Source organism: Desulfobaculum senezii (genome assembly GCF_054657395.1).
On sequence record NZ_BAAHYU010000002.1, the window covers coordinates 29,438 to 47,919 of the forward strand.

An 18,482-nucleotide genomic window follows, 5' to 3' on the forward strand; every position below is an offset into this window, starting at 1 on the left:
GTTGATGGTGTGTGCCTAAAGGGCGCTCCCCATCTGGAAGGCGAGCGTTGCCAGCGAATAGGCAAGTGCCGTGTTGAATACGACGGAGAATGCAGCCCACTTCCAGCCCGATTCGCGGCCGATGACGACCACCGTCACGAAGCAGGGGGCATAAAGCAGGGTGAAGATGATAAGGCTGATGGCGCTCCACATGGTGAAGGCTTCGTCCGCGGCCAGCCGGTCGGACAGGCTGCCTGCGTCTTCGGCGTCCACTTCGCCCAGGGAGTATGCGGTACCCATGGTGGACACGATGACTTCCTTGGCGGCGAAGCCGCCGAAGAGGGCGATGTTGGTGCGCCAGTCAAAGCCGGCCAGTTCGGTAACAGGCTCAAAGAAGGTGCCCACGCGGCCTGCAAAGGAGTGCCGCAGTTCGGCCTGAGCAAGATGGTGGTCAATGTCGCCAAGCTGTTCGTTCAGGGAGGCGATGGCGGTTTCGTCGGAGGTCTGCTCCAGCTGCTGCTCGACGGCGGCGCGCTGGGATTCAAAGGCCTGAGACTGGTCCTCGGGCAGGCCGGGGAAGGTCATGGCCGCCCACAGCAGGATGGAGATGGCCAGAATGACGGTACCGGCCTTCTTGATGTACTGCCAGCCGCGTTCCCAGGTGTGGATGAGCACGCCACGCAGGGTGGGGATGCGGTAGGGGGGCAGTTCCATAAGGAACGGCGTGGCCGGGCCTTTGATGACCGTCTTGCGCAGGATGAGGGCAACGATGAGCGCCATGGCCCAGCCCGCGAGGGTGATGATGAACAGTGCGTCTGCGCCCTGCTGCGGGAAGAACGCCGCGATGAGCAGGATAAAGACGGGCACCTTGGCGCCGCAGGAGAGGTAGGGGGCCGTCAGAATGGTGGCCAGCTTCTCACGCGGGCTGCGCAGGGTGCGCGCGGCCATAACGCCGGGGACGGCGCAGCCGCCGGGAATGCCGCCGGAGATGATAAAGGGCATCACGGAGCTGCCGTGCAGGCCAAACATCTTGAACACACGGTCGAGCATGTAGGCCATGCGCGCCATGTAGCCAAAGTCCTCAAGGAAGGACAGGCAGAAGAACATGACAAGGATGAGCGGCACAAAGCCGAGCACGCCGCCAACGCCGTCGATGACGCCGGAAACAATAAGGGACTGGAAGAGTCCTGCCGGGATGGCGGCTTCTGCCGCACCGGACAGCCAGCCGAAGAGTTCCTCAACCCAGCCCATGGGAATCTCGCCCACGGCAAAGGTGAGCTGGAACATGCCGTACAGAACGCCCAGCATGATGATGGGGCCGAGGAAGGTGTTGGTCAGCACCCGGTCCAGCTTGTCGGAAATCTGCAGGCGTTCGTGGGTGACGTCCTTGCTGACCACGTCCTGCTTCACGAGGGACGAGATGAAGCCGTAGCGGTGGTCGGCAATGAGGGCGTCGGGCGTGGTATCCAGCGTCTTTTTGACGTGGTCCGCCAGCTTGGCGGCGCGGGATTCCAGCTCGTCGGAGAGGGGACCGGCCTTGCGGCCACGTTCCAGCACCTCTTCGTCGCCTTCAAGGTATTTCAGGGCGACCCAGCGCGCGGGGAGACGGTCCGTCAAAAAGCGCGCGGCCATGATTTTCTGTTCCAGTTCGTCCAGAGCGGCGTCGATGTCCGCGCCGTAGGAGATGCGCAGGGGTTCCACTTCGCCTTTGTGGGCTTTGGCGTGGTCCAGTGCCTCGCTCAGCATTTTGTCCATGCCCTGACCATCGCGGGCGATGGTTTCCACAACGGGCACGCCAAGCAGGGTGGAGAGCTTGGCGGAATCGATGAACATGTTGCGGCGCTTGAGCTCGTCAATCATGTTCAGCGCGACAATGACAGGAACGCCCAGTTCAAGGAACTGCACAACAAGGTAGAGGCTGCGCTCAAGGGTACCGGCGTCCACCACGTCAACGACGGCGTGGGGCTTTTCGCCGATAAGGAAGTTGCGCGCGGCCAGTTCCTCTTCGGAATAGGGGGTCAGGGAGTAGGTACCGGGCAGGTCAACGATGCGCGTGGCCGTGCCGTTGACGTTGATGGTGCCTTCCTTCTTGGTCACGGTGACGCCGGGATAGTTGCCAACGTGTTGGCGCGCGCCGGTCAGCGCGTTGAACATGGTGGTTTTCCCGGAGTTGGGGTTGCCCGCGAGGGCTATGGTCATTTCGGCATGCATTGCTTAGGCCTCCAAAAGCTCAACGGTAATGTGGTCTGCCTCATTGTTGCGCAGGGTGAGGGTAAAATCCCTCAAACGCAGGGCAACGGGGTCTCTGAGAGGGGCTTTGCCCACCAGCTCTATTTCGGTGCCGGGGACGAGGCCCATGTCGCGAATGCGGCGGCCCAGTTCACCATCAGCCTTTATGGATGCGATTTTTGCCTTGCCGTTTTGGGGCATCTTCCGAAGCCCAGTCACACGTGCCATCGAAGCCTCCTCTTTGCGTGAATGCTCGTGAAATGCAGTTTTCAGCAATTGAAATTCATTATCAACAACTGATCAAAAAAAAAGGTTTTGGATGCCACATCGGCCTGTACGCGGTGCACTGCGCCTGCGCAGGAAGGCAGAAATGGAGCGGTGCGGCACATGGTTGCGCCCGTGCCGCCTCCAAAAGCACTGCCGAAGCTATTGAAGTTGAGAACCAATGTCAATTGCAAAGAGCATTTTTTCTCCCATTAAGGATACTTCTGTTGATATTTCCGTGTGATGCCGGTCAAAAAATCGTCGTGCCCTGCGCTGGTGCGCACGACGGGTGACGACTTATTGACAATGAAAATCGATTTCAATATATGCCATGAAGCCGCCAAACGCAAGGACTTTGCAAAATTATATGACGGCATAACCGTGAGGAAGGCCGACATGCGTGTTGAAACGGGGATACTTGGCGTGCTGCTGGTTGTGGTTGTGGTCCCCCTTGGGACGGGAGCCATGCTGGTGCATGAGGGGTTGTACGCCGAGGCGGAGGGATTTTTGGCGCTGGGATTCATTTTGTCCATTGTGCTGGCCAAGCCCATCGCGTGGGGCGTGGCCCATTACCTTATGATGGGCGAGGTGCGCTCCATGAATACCTTTTGCGAGAAGGCCCGCAATGGGGAGTATCCCACGTCGTGGGACCTGCCCGAGCAGACCGAGGGAGAAAACGACCTGCTGCGGCTGCGGCGCAACCTGTATTGGCTGGTGCGTGCGGCGGCAAACCGTGAGGAGTGGCTCGCCGCGCGCCTGTCGCGTGCGGCGCGCTCCAGCTGGGAGTACGAGCGCCTTGCCAATGTGGACCCTTTGACGGGCGTCTCCAACCGGCGGCACTTTGAGCTTTTTATGCAGGGAGCGGTGACGTCCGGCGGGGTGATACATTTGCTGCTTGTGGACTGCGACGGATTCAAGGCCGTGAATGACACCATGGGGCACGCCGCGGGGGACGAGCTGCTCAAGCGGCTTGGGGCTGTGCTGTCCGGGGCTGTGCGCGGGCCGGAGGATTGCGTCTTTCGGTATGGCGGGGATGAATTTGGCGTGGTGCTGCGGGGGCGGGAACGGGACACGGCGCTTGCTGTGGCTGAGCGCGTACGCGCGCGTTTTGCCCGCGAGGGGCGCGGGGTTAGCCTGAGCATTGGTGTTGGGGAGTACCGCGTGCGGCGGCGTGCGGACCCGGATGAGGCTGCACGGAGACTGCATGCGGACGCGGACGCCGCTGTGTACGCGGCCAAGCGGCGCGGGCGCAACCGGGTGGAGGCGGCCTGGACCCTACCCGGCGGCGACGAGGCGCTGCGGGAAATGACGGCGTGCGGCAGGACCGCGGGATAACGCCAACCGAAGAATTGCGGAGAAGATGGCCGGGCGGTCTTGCGGTACGCGGCGGAACCGGACAAAATGCGCCCAGCATTGCGGCCAAGCATGGGGCTGGCCGCCAACTCCGGAGAATATATGGGCCTTCGACGTACCGTGAGCCGGGGACTGGGCGCAGTTCTCGTTTGTCTCTGTCTTGTGGGGATGCCGACTCGTGGCATGGCGCATCCCCATGTTTTTGCAACGAATATCGCCACGTTTGAGTTTGACGCCAAGGGCGTGAAGGGCATCCGCCTGCTGTGGCACTTTGATGAAATGTTCGGGTCCTTGCTCCTTGAGGACTACGACGCCGACGGCGATGGCGCATTCAGCCCCGCCGAGCAAAAGGTGCTCAAATCCGAGGCCTTCGATAACCTGAAAAACTTCGGCTACTTCAGCCACTTGGCCATTGGCGGGCAGCCGCACAAGGTCACCGAGGTGCAGGACTTTACCGCCGGAGTGGACGGGGCCGAGGTGTTCTACAGCTTTGTCATACCCTGCCGGGTTGCTCCGGGGACGGAGATCTCGCTGGCGGTGTTCGACCCTGAATATTATGTGGACTTCTACACGCCGGAAGGCGCGGCCGTGCGCCTTGAAAATGCGGATGCGTATTCCGTGACCTCCAAGGTTGCGCCCAATGCGGACATCTCGTTTTCCACATGGCTGATTACGCCAACCGAAATATCCCTGCGGTTTACGCGATGATGCGCCGCCATATTGTGGCCCTGTGTGTGGGGCTGTTTATTGTTCTGGCTGTGGCGCCGTCGTGGGCGGCAAATCCCTTTATGCGCGGCAGCGGTGGCGGGGCGGGTGACGCTTCGGCGCGTGTGACGCGCTCAGCGCCGGAGTCGCCCGGGCTGTTTGCCGCGCTGTACGCCAAAAGCGTGACCATCCAGCGCGACCTGCGCACCGGCCTGTCCGGCTACGTGCGGCGGCTTAAAACGTCGCCTTCGCCGTGGGAGCTGATGCTTTTCCTTGGACTGGCCTTTGTCTACGGCGTGGTGCATGCCGCCGGGCCGGGGCACGGCAAGTCCGTCGCGTCGTCGTATTTCCTCTCGCGCGGGGGGAGTGTGGGGCAGGGCGTGGCCCTTGGCCTTGGCATGGGCGCAACCCATGCGGCGTCGGCGTCCCTTGTTGTGGGCGGGGTGTATCTGGTGGTCCAGCGGACATCCATGACGAATTTTGCGGCGGCCAGCGCCACCATTGAGCAGGCAAGCTACCTGCTCATCACCTTGCTTGGGGCGTGGCTGGTGTGGTCTGCCGTGGCAGGGATGCGCGGTGCAGAGGGCGAAGGGGACGCGCCTGTTGTCCCGGCCACGCGGCGCAGCCTGTGGGCGGTGACGTTGTCGGCCGGAATTATCCCCTGTCCGGGGGCGGCGCTTATTTTGCTCTTTGCCTGCGCGCAGCAGGCGCTGGTCCTTGGGCTTGGGGCCGTGGTCGCCATGGCCGCCGGAATGGGCGTAACCATCGCCGCCGCCTCCGTGGTGGCCGTGTGCTGCCGGGGAGTGATGCTCCGGTCCTGCGGCGCGCGCCGGCGTTGGCAGAGGATTGTGCGTCACACCGTGTCCCTTGGGGCTGCGGTGGTGGTCTTTGGCTTTGGGCTGATGCTCCTTATGGGGAGCGTTGGCTAACTCCCGCCGCATCGCGAAAGAGATAGAATGTGAAGCGGGTGCGGAACCGATATGGTTCCGCACCCGTTTATTTTTGGTTCACCTCCCAATTCCGGGGGAAACATAAAAAATTGAGGACAACGGAAACCCTCAGTAATCTCGACAGTTGCACAACAGACGAGAGCTACAAGGAGGGCACCGTTGTCCAAGGGCAAGATTACCCGGTTGTTGGGAGACTGGAAAGGGTATCGTGTTGGAACTGTTCAGCGCCTTGAAGCCAGCGAAGCTCGGAAGCACCCCGAAGTCTGGATCGAGTTGATTCCAATCAGGCGAAGGCGAATGAGATGCAGCGGGTGCGGCAGGCTTGTCTGCGCAGTTCACGACTATGTCGAACGCTGGGTTCGTGACTTGCCTGTATTCGACGCGGCAACGCATTTGCTCGTTATCCGGCGTCGGGTCCATTGTCCCGTCTGTGGACCAAAGCTGGAGCAGCTTCCTTGGCTCGACAGGTATTCGCGTGTCACAAGGCGGCTGGCCGAGTCCGTTGTTCGGCTCTGCCGCATACTTCCCATTAAGCACATCGCGGAATGCTACGGCCTGAACTGGAAGACCGTGAAGACAATCGACAAGCGGTACCTAACGGAAAAACTCAATCCCATTGACTTGAAAGGCGTCAAGGTTGTCGCAATGGATGAGTTTGCCATCCGCAAAGGACATCGCTACGCCACGATCATCGTCGAGCCCTACACCAAGCGGGTTCTGTGGGTAGGAAGAGGCAACAGCCGGGAGAGCATCCGACCATTCTTTGAACTGCTTGGCCGTGATGGTTGTGCCCGAATTGAGGCCGTTGCAATGGACATGAATGGTGCGTATGCCGCCGAGGTGAAGGCGCAATGCCCGAAAGCCGAGATCGTCTACGATCTATTTCATGTCGTTGCCAAGTATGGCCGAGAAGTAATCGACCGCGTCCGAAACGATGAGGCCAAACGCCTCAATCATGACAAAGACGCCCGTAAGGTTGTCAAAGGCTCACGATGGCTGCTCCTGCGCAACAGGCGGAATCTCATGCGACAGGAAGATCGAATCCGGCTCTATGACCTGCTTCGAGCCAACAAAAATTTGATGAAGGTTTATATCCTCAAGGAGGATTTGAAGCGACTCTGGGACTACCGATACTCCAAAGCTGCCAAGCGGTTTTGGAAAGGTTGGTACCGCCGCGCCATGCAAAGCCGAGTCGAGCCGCTCATTAAATTCGCTAAGCGCCTCAAACCCTACATCTCGGGCATTATCTCACACTGCCGATATCCGCTACACACCAGCCTACTCGAAGGGATCAATAACAAGATCAAGGTGATCAAACGGATGGCCTACGGCTTTCTCGACGACGAGTACTTCTTTCTCAAAATCAGAGCAGCCTTCCCCGGAATTGGGAGATGAACCTTATTTTTTGGCGTCTGGGGCTTGCGTCCCAAGGGTTTCGCCGTGCTCCAGCACATCGTGGATGGCTTGCGACAGGACGGCGAGGTCAAAAGGCTTGAGCAGGATTTTGCGGATGCCGTTTTCGCCCTTGGTGATGTGGCGGATGCGGTCCGAAAACCCGGTGCTGATGATGATGGGAATATCCGCGCGGATGGCCACAAGCTCCTCGGCAAGGCGCTCGCCCGTCATGCGGGGCATGGTTTGGTCCGAGATGACAAGGTCGTAGTCCGCGCTGTGCGTGGCAAACAGCGTCAGCGCGTGGTGGCTGTCCGTGGTGGTGTGGACGGTGTAGCCAAGGTCCTCCAGCATCTGCTGCAGCACGTCCACCATGCTCTGCTCATCGTCCACCACAAGGATGGTGCCCGAGCCGGGGATGACCTGCCGGGCGTCGCGCCGGGGCGCGTGCGGGTCGGTGTCCGTTTCCGGCAGCAGCACGGTAAAGGTGGTGCCCGCACCCTGCGTGCTGGTCACGCTGATGGTGCCGCCGATGCTGCCCACCATGCCGTGGACCATGGACAGTCCCATGCCCGTCCCCTTGCCCTGCGGCTTGGTGGTAAAGAAGGGGTCAAAGATGCGGCCGAGAATGTCCCCCGGAATGCCGGGACCGGTGTCCGTGACCGTCAGTTGCAGGTACGGGCCCGGTGCGGTCTTTGGAGTGGCCGACGCCGCATCAATCTGGCGGTGGGTGAGGCTCACCGTGAGTTCTCCGCCGGACTTGCCCATGGCGTAGCCCGCATTGGTGCCAAGATTCATGATGATTTGGTGAATCTGCGTCGGGTCCGCAAGGACGGTGCGGCCGCGGGCGTGGATGTCGCGGTGCACCTCGATGGTGGCGGGCATGGTGGTCTCCAGCATATCCAGCACCTCGTCCAGCACCGGAGCAAGCTCCACAAGGCGGCGCTCCGGCTCACGGCGGCGGCTAAAGATGAGGATTTGGTTGACCATCTCCTTGGCGCGGCGACCCACCTTGCTGATGTTTTCAAGGTTGGTGTGCGCGCGGGAACCGGGCTCGGTCTTGAGGAGCGCCAGTTCCGCATAGCCGAGGATAGCCGCGATGAAGTTGTTGAAATCATGGGCGATGCCGCCGGCAAGGGTACCCAGTTCCTCCATCTTTTGGCTTTGGCGGAGCTGCTCCTCCAGCTGGCGCTGCTCCGTGATGTCGCGTGTGACTTCCACGTAGTTGATGACGCTGCCGTCGTGGCCGAAAATGGGCGACACCGAGGCGTCGACCTCGTAGAGCGCGCCATCCTTGCGCTGGTAGGTGGAGTGCCCGCGCCAGACCTCGCCATTTCGCAGCGAGGCCCACAGGTCGTTGTAGAAGGCGCTGTCCTGCCTGTCCGAGCGGATAATGGCGCAGTGCTGGCCCACAAGCTCCTGCTTGCTGTAGCCGGACATGCGCGAAAAGGCGGGGTTGGCGTATTCGATGACGCCGCTGGTATCGAGGATGAAGATGCCGTCCTCGGTCTGCTCAATGGCCGTGAGCAGCTGCACCCGCGCTTGGAGTTCCCGCTCCAGTTCGTCGGTGCGTTCGCGCACGCGGCGCTGGAGGGTGCGGTTCCACGAGATGATGGCCACCAGCAGGAGCACCACGGCGAGGATGCCTGCCCCCACCCAGTACCAAAAGCGCTTGTTCTGCAAAAAGAAGGAGACGTAGTTTTGATCCAGCGTCACCCATTTGCGGAAGATGCGTTCCTTTTCCTGCGGGGTGATGGAGTCCAGCCCTTTTTGGATGATGCGGCTGAGCATGGGCCAGTCCGAGCGCACAGCGATGCGGTTGTAGATTTTGAAATCCGTGTGCCCGGCCACGCGCAGGTTGGTGATGCCCTTGTCCTTGATATAGTAGCTGGCCTGCGGCAGGGAGATGATGGTGGCGTCAATTTCGTCAAAGGAGACATGGAGGAGCGCCGCAAGGTAGTTGTACACCGGCTGGACGTGGATATCCGAGTGGTATTTCTCTATGTAGTCCAGAACGGCGTATTCTTTGGGCAGGGCAAGGTCCATGTCCTGCATGGTCTCAAGGGTGAGGAAGCGGTGCTGGCTTTTGTTGACGAGGATGACGGTGGGCAGTTCCAAAAACGGGCGGGTAAAATGCATAAAATCCACCCGCGCAGGATTGGCGGCAAAGGCGCTGATCATGTCCACCTCGCGGTTCTTGGCCTTTTCCAGCACTTCCGTGAGGTTCTTGGATTGTACAACCGTAAACTTTGTGCGTAGCTTCTTTTCCAGCAACGTCACATAGTCCGCCACCATCCCCTGATAGCGTCCTTCCGCGTCAAAGTATTCCAGCGGTTTGTTGGACGGCGTTGCCGCAATGCGGATGGTGCCGACATGGGCGCTGAGCCATTGGCGCTCACGCGGGGTAAGGGGATCGTGCCAGCCCGCAGGGCGGGTGGCTATCCAAATCACCGCGAGCAGAAGAAGTGTCGCGGCAACGAAAAGTGGCGTGGATTGCCTGAGGCTGGCCTGATTGTTGGTCATAAGGCGGCTCCGGGACAGGGGTTACGCCGTGGCGCAGGGACGTAGCGCGGCCCGCAAATGGGCAGAAAGCGCATTCCGCCAGCGGGCGGGGACTCGACATCGCCTTGAAAATGGGACATGGAGCCTTTCAGTCGGCCACAGTAGAGCGCATTCCGCCGACGGTGCAAAGGGAGGAGTGATGGCACGCATTCTTATTCTGGACGATGATCCGGATATTACGAATATCATAACCCAGCTCGCTGAAGATGCGGGGCACGAGGTTGTTTCCGCCGCAACCCTTTCACGGGGTATTGCGGCGCTGCATGCATCCCCGGTGGACCTCGTGTTCCTTGATGTACGTTTGCCGGATGGAAGCGGTATAGATGCTCTGCCGGAAATCCGCAAGACACCCGCGCATCCGGACGTCATCATCATTACCGGCCTCGGCGACCCCGACGGCGCGGAGCTCGCCATCCAAAACGGCGCGTGGGACTACATCGAAAAGACGAGCACCATTAAGCAGATTATGTTCTCCATGGACCGCGCGCTGGCCTACCGTGAGCGGCACAAAAAACCGCAGCCTCTGTTAATCAAGCGCGACGGCCTTATTGGTGATAGTCAGGCTATGCTGCCTGTTTTGGAGAATGTCGCCATCGCGGCCAGCGGTGATGCCGGCGTGCTGGTCACTGGCGAAACCGGAACCGGCAAGGAAGTCATCGCCCGGACCATCCACGACAACAGCCCCCGCAAAAATGGGCCGTTTGTGGTTGTGGACTGTGCGGCGCTGTCTGAAACCCTTGCCGAGGGCGAACTGTTTGGCCATGTGAAGGGCTCCTTCACAGGCGCGCACACCACGCGTACCGGCCTTGTGGGGCAGGCCGATGGGGGCACGCTCTTTCTTGACGAGGTGGGCGAGTTGCCGCAGGCGGTGCAGGCGACCTTCCTGCGCGTATTGCAGGAGCGGCGCTACCGGCCTGTGGGGTCGACATTCGAGGAGGAGAGCGACTTCCGTCTCATCGCGGCGACCAACCGCGATTTGTACGTCATGTGCGAGAACGAGACCTTCCGCAGCGACCTGTACTACCGCATTAAGTCCTGCCACATCTCCATGCCGCCCCTGCGCGAACGCGCCGAGGATGTCCCGGACATTGCCCGCTTCCACTTAAAGCGCCTGTGCAAGCAGTACGACATTCCCGAAAAGACGCTGTCCGAAGACGTCTTGGTGGCCCTTGCCAACTACGATTGGCCCGGCAACGTCCGTGAGCTGGTCCAGACCCTGGAACGAACCCTCATGCGCGGCCGCGCCGAAGATGTCCTGTATCCGGAGCATCTGCCCGTGGACGTGCGCGCCCGCGCCGCCCGCCGCGCGCTGGAGCACGCCGAAGGTGCCCCCAATAACTGCCCGCCGCAGGTGGTCATCCAATCTTATTCCGATTCCCTGCTCGCCGGGCCGCTCCTCGGCTTTAAGGAATACCGCAAAAAATGCATCGCCCACGCCGAGGGCAAATATCTGGAGCGCCTGCTGCAGGAAACCGGCGGCTCCATCAAAGAAGCCTGCGCCCTCTCCGGCCTCTCCCGCACCCGGCTCTATGTGCTCATGAAAGAGCATGGCATCACCCGGCACGGAGCGTGATGGGGCGCGGAGGAGTGGTCTTGGCGAAAAAGCGGGGATTTTCCCTTGATTTTTGATGCGGTCCAGCCATAGTGCGCCGCAGAACAATCGATATGGCTTTGGGTATGGATGGAGAGTGAGAAGTCGCTGAAGGAGAAAAGCGTGGCGCTTGGTGTAGAGAGCATTCGTGGCAGAATATTGGATTGGGGCAAGGCGACGGACGCGGAGAAGGCGGAAGGCTTTCGCACGGCGCTGAGCTGGGTGTTTGTCGTTTCCTTGGCGCTGTTTCCCTTTGGGCATTCCTTCCGTGAGGCGGGCCCGATTCTTTGCGGCGTGCTTCTCGCCTGCTATTACCGCTACGGCTATGCGGACTCCAACCTTGCCCGCTTTGGCGGCAAGTGGCTGTTTGCGCTCTTTTACGTCTTTGTGGCCGGTAACGTCCTGTGGTCCATTGATATGCCCCACAGCTGGGACTATGTGCGCCCCAACCTGTGGCAGGGCTTTTTGCTCCCCTTTATTGGCATGGAAGTGGTGCGCAGTGTCCGTGATTTGCGGCGCGTGGTTGTGGCATGCTGTCTGGCGGTATTTTTTCAGGGGCTGGACGGCGTGTGGCAGTTCATCACCGGCGCTGACCTCATCAAGGGCGACCCTATTATGAGCGGGCGGCTGACGGGGTCCATGAGTACCTACCGCGTGGGAAATTATATGGGCATTGCGCTGCTCCCTGCGTGTGGATTTTGGGCGCTTTTGGCTGCGCCGCGCTCCGCGTGGGGGCGTGCAGGATTGACGGCGCTGGTGCTTGCTCCGGCGCTGTTTCTGTGGGTGTTTGCCAAGACGCGCAGCGGGTGGTTGGCGTTCTCCGGTGGGCTGTTCCTGCTGTGGGTGGCCGTGCTTGGCCGCTTTGCATGGTATAAGGTGCTTATTCCGGCAGCAGGGGCTGTGGCGCTTGTGCTGTTTGGTCCCCAGCGCGCGAGCCTTGAGACCGCCATGCAGGATGGGCGCGTGGAGATTTGGCGCATTGCGTGGAAGATTTTTGAGTCCCACCCCTTCATCGGGGCCGGAGCCTCAACCTTTGGCCCCGGACGCGACGCCCTTGGGCTGGAGCTTGTCCGCAACCCCCATGACATTCCGCACCCACACAACATCTATCTGCAGTTTCTTTCCGACGGCGGCGTGCTGGGCTTACTCATCGGCTGCGCGTTTCTCTTTGGGCTGGCGTGGTGGGCGTGGCGCATTATCCGGCGCGGCATTTGGAACGGACGGCAGGGGCAGTGCGTCTTTTGGACGCTGGCGGCCTTTGTGTGGGCCGGGTACATGGGCTATCTCATTACCGGCATGACTGGGCATAATTTTTACAGATCGTGGTGGCTGGCGCAGGGCATGGGCCTGCTTGGCGTGACACTCGGCGCCTGTGTGGCCGGGCGGCGACGCGACACCGCGTAAGCACAGCATAGACTACGAGACGCACAAAGGGCGGCTCCGCAGAAAGCGGAGCCGCCCTTTTGCATGAAAAACGTTGTGCGTGATTAGGACGCGGCCATGGCGGCGTCAATGGCGCGCTGCATGTCGTCCTTGAAGCGTTGCGGACCGAAGGCTTCAGCGTGGGCGCGGATGGCGCTGGCGGAATAGGCCTCAAGGGTCTCTTCAAAGGCGGTGATGGCTGCAAGCAAGGCGTCTTCGGTTTGCTCGTTGAAAAAGCGGCCGGTGATGCCGTCCTTGACGGTCTCCAATGCACCCCCCTGCCCAAAGGCGAGAACCGGAGCGCCGGAGGCCATGGCTTCCACGGGGACGATGCCGAAGTCCTCCTTGCCCGGAAAGAGCAGGGCGCGGCACCGGGACATGTGGTCCTTGATGACGGAGAACGGTTGGCGGCCCATGATGGTGACGCTTGGGCCAGCCATGGTTTTGAGGTCTTCCAGTTGCTCGCCGCCGCCGATGACGACAAGGCGCTTTCCGGTGCGCGAGCAGGCGCGTACGGCAAGGTCGGCGCGTTTGTAGCCGACGAGTTCGCCCACCATAAGGTAGAAGTCCTCGCGCGGGGCGTCGTGGGTGAAGGCGTTCACTTCCACAGGCGGGTGCACCACGGTGGCGCTGCGGCGGTAGTGTTTGTGTATGCGGCGCTTTACAAAGGCGGAATTGGCGACAAACTCGTCCACCCGGTCCGCGCTGAGTCTGTCCCACATGCGCAGGTAGTGCATGAGCGGGGCAATGAGGGCGCGCTTGAGTGTGCCTGCGGATTCAACATAGTCGTGATACATGTCCCACACATAGCGCATGGGGGAATGACAGTAGCATACATGGGTGGTGTCCGGGCCGGTGATGACGCCCTTGGCCGGGCCGGATTCGCTGGAGATGACCAGGTCATACCCGCGCAGGTCAAGCTGTTCGAGGGCTAGCGGCATAAGCGGTAGGGCGTATTGGTACCATTTGGCGATGCGTGGCAGACGTCCGATGAACGAGGTCTGCACCCGGCGCGCGTTGATGGTGTCGGACATGGCGCCGGGGACATGGACATGCGTAAAGATGTCCGCCTGCGGGTACATTTCGCACAGGGCTTCCAGCACGCGTTCGCCGCCCCTTCTGTTCACGAGCCAATAATGGACGAGGGCAACCTTCATGGTGGTCCTTGGAGGAAGAGGTGAAAGGGCTAGTATGCGCCGTCGCCGTCAAGCACTACGCGGAAGGTTCGGGTCAGGATGTGGATGTCCATCCAGACCGACCAACTGCGGGTGTAGTACATGTCCAGCCGGATGCGCTCCGCGTAGGAGGTGTTGCTGCGGCCCGAGACCTGCCACAGGCCTGTGAGGCCGGGCATGCTACGGGTGTAGAGGTCGAAGGCTTCTTGATAGCGTTCGATCTCGCTTTCCACAATGGGGCGCGGTCCCACAAGGCTCATTTCCCCAAGGGCTACGTTGATGAGCTGGGGAAGTTCGTCGAGGCTCGTCTTGCGCAGGAAGGCGCCAACGCGGGTGACGCGCGGGTCGTTTTTGAGCTTTTGGGTCTCGGCCCATTCCCTCGCGATGGCCGGGTTGGCGGCGAGGTGCTCGCGCAGGACGGCGTCGGCATTGGGAACCATGGTGCGGAATTTCCAGATGCGGAAGGGCTGGCCGCCATGGCCGATGCGCTCCTGCCGGAAGAAGGGCGCGTGGCGGTCCTCAATGAAGATGGCGAGGGCGACAAGGGCGAAAAGGGGGATCAGCACCGGCAGGCTGAGGATAATGCAGATGAGGTCCATGGCGCGCTTGATGCGCTGGCGTACCGGGTCGTGCCATTTGGTGTGCGATTGGAGAAACTGCATACCGCCGATGTCGTGCACCGTCAGGTTCAGTGTTTTGAGAAAGGCGGGCGGCAGGAACAGGATGCGGCGGAAATGGTTCTCCAGCCAGTGGATGCGCGAGGTGTCTTCAAGGTGATGCGGCTCAAGGGCGCACAGAAAGATGGGCATGGGGCGCATCTGGGCTGTGTAGGCAAGGGCGTTTCGCGCCGCGTCGTCGTCCACTTCGTCCGAGGCAATGATGTGCTTGACGCGGATGCCGAGGCCGAGCTCCTTGTCATAAAAGGCCGCAATATCGTCCACCATGGACCGGGGGCCGTACAGCACAGCCGGAACGCCCCACCAGTCTTTTTCACTCAGCCTCGCGCGCACAAAGCTGCGGGCAAAGGGGACGGTGCCAAGGGACAGAAACCAGCCGCCAATGATGGCAAGGCGCGAGAAGTCGTCCGCCGTGCGCATAAAAAAAGTCATGGACAACAGGCTCAGAAACACAAGGCAGGTGGCGAGGGTCTGCCGCTTCAGCTCCTCATGCCGCGCCACCAGTATGCTGGGGTACAGCCCCGCAAAGGCATAGAACAGCGGGAAAAGCAGCGTCACCGGCGACATCTCCATATAGAAGCCCAGGGAAAAACTGCCGCCAAAAACAAGGCGCAGCACGATGCACAGGCTCATGGGAATGGCGATGGCCAGGGTGTCGCACAGCACAAGAAGAACATTCATTCGGGAAAAAAACACTGCGGCCTCGGTCTCTTAGGGGTGTACGGCGTCAGCAGGGCCACGCGGGGAAACTGGACGTCTGCGTTTTCCATGCATTGGATTTATGGGCTTTCTGATAAGCTCCCCCGCATTTGCTTGTCAACGAACTGGGAGAATTTCCGGACATGGTCGCGCATGCGACACCCCCGCGTCACAAAAACAGAACACCGATACAGGGGCCATAGCGGGCTATGTTCACAAAAGCGGAACAGTTCTGTTTTCCGGGATGGGATATCCCGTGTTTGTGAACCGTTTGTGGGTGCGGCGGTGTGGTGTCGGTTCGGTGACAAAAAGGCGTTTTGTGCATAACGGTATAATATATATAGGGAAATATGAGTTGGCACCCTTTGTGATGTAAGGGAGATGTCTGCGCGCTGCGAAAGCGCATTGCGAGACACCGAGTTTGTGGAGGGGGCCGGACGTGGGGTCCGGCCCTGACTCGCAAGGACGTTCAACCTTTGCCAGAGGGATGAAGACTGATGAAGAAGATTCTCATGCTCGTGCTCAGCATGATCGCCGCTGTGGGGCTTTTCGCCTGCAACGACGAGAGTGCAAAGACCGGTAATGAACCCGTGGTGCTCAAGTTCGCCACCCAGCATCCTGTGGAGCACATGGCCCACAAGGCCGCCGAGCGCATCAAGGCCCGTGTCGAAAAAGAGACCGAAGGCCGCGTGCAGATCAAAATTTACCCCGCCAACCAGCTTGGCGACGCGTCCCAGATTTACGAGGAAGTCATCCGTGGCTCCATCGACATCGCGCACATCACCGTGCCGGACCAGTATGACTCCCGCCTCGGTGTCGGCTTCATTCCCTACATCGCCCGCGACTACGACCAGATTCGCGAAGTGTTCGCCAAGGGCACCTTCATCGACACCGAGATGGCGAAGATGCACGACGCCCTCGGCGTGAAGTTCTTCTCCTACTTCGGCGAAGGCTTCATCGGTGTGGGCACTGTTGAGCCCATCGAGAACATGGACAAGCCCGGCGTTGAAAAGGGTCTGATGATCCGCGTGCCCGGTCTGGACGTGTTTAAGTTTGGCGGCGAGGAGCTGGGCTTCCGCACCACCTCCATCCCCTATGCTGACACCTACTCCGCCCTGCAGACCGGCGTGGTCAAGGGCTGGCTCGGTGGCCCGCCGAACCTGAACTACCTCGGCTTCCGCGACGTCATCAAGCACTACTACCAGTTCAACGTGAACTTCGAGTCCACCCAGTACGTCATGAACAAGGCCAAGTTCGAGGCCCTGCAGCCCGAGGACCGCAAGGTCGTCGAGGCCGCCTTCACCGACGAAGGCCAGCAGAGCTTCCTGATGGCTGAGAGCGAAGACCAGATGTACCGCAAGAAGCTGGCCGAGGCCGGCGTTGAAGTGGTGACCTTCTCCACGCAGGAACTCGAAGCCTTTGCCAAGTACGTGCGCGAGCACGCCTGGAAGCGCCTTGAGAAGAACCTGACGCCCGAGATCGTCAACGGTCTGCGCGGCTCCTACGAGTAAGAGATAATCCGAATCCGGCAGGGCGCCTCTCCTCCATGCGAGGCGCGGGCGGCGGGTGATTGCCCGCCCGCCGCCACCCCTGCCTTCTTTCAGGGGGAGACGCTGTGACTTTTCTCGATAATCTGCACAATTATCGTTTTTGGCGGAACCTGAACCGGTTCCAGAAGTTCATGATGGCCACGTCGAGCATCCTCATCGTCGCCATGATTTGCATCGCCGTTGTGGCCCGCTACATTTTTGAATCCGACTTTTATGGCTCTGAAGAACTCATCTCCATGGTGGCCTTTTGGCTGTACTTCATGGGCGCGGCGCAAGGCAGCCACGACAAGAGCCAGATTTCCGCAGACATTGTGTCCTGCTACATCAAGGGCGATAAGACCCGCCGCATCATGCACATTGTGACGGACCTCGTCACTCTGGCCATCTGCCTGCTTGTGACCGTATGGGCTGTGCAGTTTGTGGCCTGGGGCTTCAAGATGAACCCCAAGTCGCCGGTTTTCCGTTTGCCCATGCTTATCCCGCAGTGTGCTGTGGGCCTCGGCTTCATCCTTATGTCCTGGTACCACCTCGTGTATCTGGTGCAGGACATTCGCACCCACCTGAAGCTGGTCCGTCAGGGCAGCTAACAGGGTTTCAATACAGGGAAGAGAGCAATGACCATCGCCATAGCCATGTCCATCCTTGTGGTGACGCTGTTCATAGGCGTGCCTATCCCGTTCGCCTTTTTCAGCTCCGCTGCGTATCTTATATATACCGGGGGCTACGACCCCAGCTTCCTGCTGCCGTACGGCTTTTCCAAGATGAACTCCATCGTCCTGTTGACCATTCCGCTGTTCATCATGGCGGGTGGCGTTATGGACAAGGGCCGCATCGGCGACAAGCTTGTTGACGTTGTGGATACCATTGCCGGACGCATCCGCGGCGGCCTCGGCGTTGTGACCGTTATCACCTGTGCCATCTTTGGCGCGGTGTCCGGCAGCTCCTCGGCCACGGTGTCCTGTATTGGCTCCATCATGATGCCCAAGCTCAAGCGGGCGGGCTATCCCATCGGCCACGCGGCGGCGCTGCTCGCCTCCTCCGGCGTGTTGGGCATCCTGATTCCGCCGAGTATGTTGATGATTTTGTACGCGTGGATGGGGAACCAGTCCGTTTTGGCCTGCTTCCTTGCCGCGTTTACGCCGGGCCTTATCCTGACGGTCCTGTTGTCCGCCGTGAACCTGTTCCTCTTGCGCAACAATAAGGACATCGAGGTCCGCCCCCACGAGCCCATTGGCGAAACCGCCAAGCTGTTCGTGTCCAAGAGCGCCAAGGCGTCTCCGGCGCTGATGATGCCCGTCATCATCCTCGGCGGCATCTACGGCGGCTTCATGACACCCACCGAGGCGGCGGCCGTGGCCGTTATCTACGCCATTCCGGTGGCGATGTTCATCTACAAGGGCCTGAAGGCGCGCGACCTCGTGGCAACGCTCATCGAGTCCGCCACCACCACGGGCGTTATCATGGCCATGATGTTTGCGGTGATGATTCTCTCCCGCCTGTACATCATGGAGAACCTGCCCGATCAGCTGATGGGCGTGCTGACCGCAGTGTCGGAAAACCCAATTATCATCATGCTGATGATCAACGTCTTTATGATTGTCATGGGCATGCTGATGGACGACGTGTCCGGCGTGCTCCTTGGCACGCCAATCCTCGTGCCCTTGGTGACGCAGCTGGGCGTGGACCCGGTGCACTTTGCCGCCATCATGGGCGTGAACCTTGGCCTTGGCAACGTCACGCCGCCCACCGCACCGCTGTTGTACCTGTCTGGCCGCATCGCTGGCGCGCCGGTGAACAAGATGATGAAGCCCACCATTTATCTTATCCTGTTCGCTTGGGTGCCCACGCTGCTCATCACAACATATATTCCCGAAGTGTCCCTTGGTCTGGTACACCTGCTCATGGGTAACTAACGGACGCGCAAGGAGTCGATG

The 18,482-nt window shown here is 60.4% G+C and carries 15 protein-coding genes; 10 read left to right on the top strand and 5 right to left on the bottom strand.

The features are described 5' to 3' along the window. Nucleotides 1–15: 15 nt before the first annotated feature. The gene (feoB, locus tag ACYQ2T_RS01010; protein ID WP_459897725.1) at nt 16–2,190 is read right to left on the bottom strand and encodes a ferrous iron transport protein B; all 2,175 of its coding nucleotides are present in this window, start codon (nt 2,188–2,190) and stop codon (nt 16–18) included. A gap of 3 nt (nt 2,191–2,193) precedes the next feature. Further along, nucleotides 2,194–2,409 carry a FeoA family protein gene (locus ACYQ2T_RS01015; RefSeq protein ID WP_404845822.1) on the bottom strand — a complete coding sequence of 72 codons (216 nt, stop codon included), beginning with the start codon at nt 2,407–2,409 and terminating at the stop codon, nt 2,194–2,196. A 44-nt stretch (nt 2,410–2,453) separates the two neighbouring features. Between ACYQ2T_RS01015 and ACYQ2T_RS01020 the strand changes: the two genes are divergently transcribed. From ACYQ2T_RS01020 to ACYQ2T_RS01040, 5 genes are all read left to right on the top strand, one after another. Next, on the top strand, nt 2,454–2,765 hold the full coding sequence (locus ACYQ2T_RS01020; protein ID WP_459897726.1) for a hypothetical protein: 312 nt from the start codon (nt 2,454–2,456) through the stop codon (nt 2,763–2,765). Nucleotides 2,766–2,868: 103 nt separating this feature from the next. After that, nucleotides 2,869–3,807 carry a GGDEF domain-containing protein gene (locus tag ACYQ2T_RS01025; protein ID WP_459897727.1) on the top strand — a complete coding sequence of 313 codons (939 nt, stop codon included), beginning with the start codon at nt 2,869–2,871 and terminating at the stop codon, nt 3,805–3,807. A gap of 120 nt (nt 3,808–3,927) precedes the next feature. After that, a complete protein-coding gene (locus ACYQ2T_RS01030) occupies nt 3,928–4,533 on the top strand; it encodes a DUF1007 family protein (RefSeq protein WP_459897729.1) in 606 nt (201 codons plus the stop codon). Further along, complete coding sequence (locus ACYQ2T_RS01035; protein ID WP_459897731.1) at nt 4,488–5,459, top strand: nickel/cobalt transporter; 972 nt, start codon at nt 4,488–4,490, stop codon at nt 5,457–5,459. Before ACYQ2T_RS01030 ends, ACYQ2T_RS01035 begins: the two co-directional genes overlap by 46 nt. 180 nt (nt 5,460–5,639) lie before the next feature. After that, on the top strand, nt 5,640–6,875 hold the full coding sequence (locus ACYQ2T_RS01040; RefSeq protein ID WP_459897733.1) for an ISL3 family transposase: 1,236 nt from the start codon (nt 5,640–5,642) through the stop codon (nt 6,873–6,875). A gap of 3 nt (nt 6,876–6,878) precedes the next feature. Here ACYQ2T_RS01040 and ACYQ2T_RS01045 read toward each other — a convergent pair whose 3' ends face one another. Continuing rightward, nucleotides 6,879–9,395, bottom strand: coding sequence for a PAS domain S-box protein (locus ACYQ2T_RS01045; protein WP_459897734.1), 2,517 nt, complete (start codon nt 9,393–9,395; stop codon nt 6,879–6,881). 178 nt (nt 9,396–9,573) lie between these two features. On the opposite strand from ACYQ2T_RS01045, the gene ACYQ2T_RS01050 reads away from it, so the two are divergent. Together ACYQ2T_RS01050 and ACYQ2T_RS01055 are read left to right on the top strand one after the other, a co-directional pair. Further along, on the top strand, nt 9,574–11,007 hold the full coding sequence (locus ACYQ2T_RS01050; RefSeq protein ID WP_459897736.1) for a sigma-54-dependent transcriptional regulator: 1,434 nt from the start codon (nt 9,574–9,576) through the stop codon (nt 11,005–11,007). A gap of 141 nt (nt 11,008–11,148) precedes the next feature. Continuing rightward, the gene (locus ACYQ2T_RS01055; protein ID WP_459897738.1) at nt 11,149–12,429 is read left to right on the top strand and encodes an O-antigen ligase family protein; all 1,281 of its coding nucleotides are present in this window, start codon (nt 11,149–11,151) and stop codon (nt 12,427–12,429) included. Nucleotides 12,430–12,512: 83 nt separating this feature from the next. Here ACYQ2T_RS01055 and ACYQ2T_RS01060 read toward each other — a convergent pair whose 3' ends face one another. Together ACYQ2T_RS01060 and wbaP are read right to left on the bottom strand one after the other, a co-directional pair. Continuing rightward, on the bottom strand, nt 12,513–13,604 hold the full coding sequence (locus ACYQ2T_RS01060) for a glycosyltransferase (RefSeq protein ID WP_459897740.1): 1,092 nt from the start codon (nt 13,602–13,604) through the stop codon (nt 12,513–12,515). 29 nt (nt 13,605–13,633) lie between these two features. Then, on the bottom strand, nt 13,634–14,980 hold the full coding sequence (gene wbaP, locus ACYQ2T_RS01065) for an undecaprenyl-phosphate galactose phosphotransferase WbaP (protein WP_459897742.1): 1,347 nt from the start codon (nt 14,978–14,980) through the stop codon (nt 13,634–13,636). Between the two features lie 515 nt (nt 14,981–15,495). Here wbaP and dctP point away from each other — a divergent pair. The 3 genes from dctP to ACYQ2T_RS01080 all read left to right on the top strand — a co-directional run bounded on the left by dctP (nt 15,496) and on the right by ACYQ2T_RS01080 (nt 18,461). Then, nucleotides 15,496–16,509: a TRAP transporter substrate-binding protein DctP gene (gene dctP / locus ACYQ2T_RS01070; protein ID WP_459897744.1), complete on the top strand. Its 1,014-nt coding sequence runs from the start codon at nt 15,496–15,498 to the stop codon at nt 16,507–16,509. Nucleotides 16,510–16,613: 104 nt separating this feature from the next. Next, complete coding sequence (locus ACYQ2T_RS01075) at nt 16,614–17,135, top strand: TRAP transporter small permease (RefSeq protein ID WP_404845619.1); 522 nt, start codon at nt 16,614–16,616, stop codon at nt 17,133–17,135. Between the two features lie 27 nt (nt 17,136–17,162). Next, nucleotides 17,163–18,461: a TRAP transporter large permease gene (locus ACYQ2T_RS01080; RefSeq protein WP_404845620.1), complete on the top strand. Its 1,299-nt coding sequence runs from the start codon at nt 17,163–17,165 to the stop codon at nt 18,459–18,461. Nucleotides 18,462–18,482 lie beyond the last annotated feature (21 nt).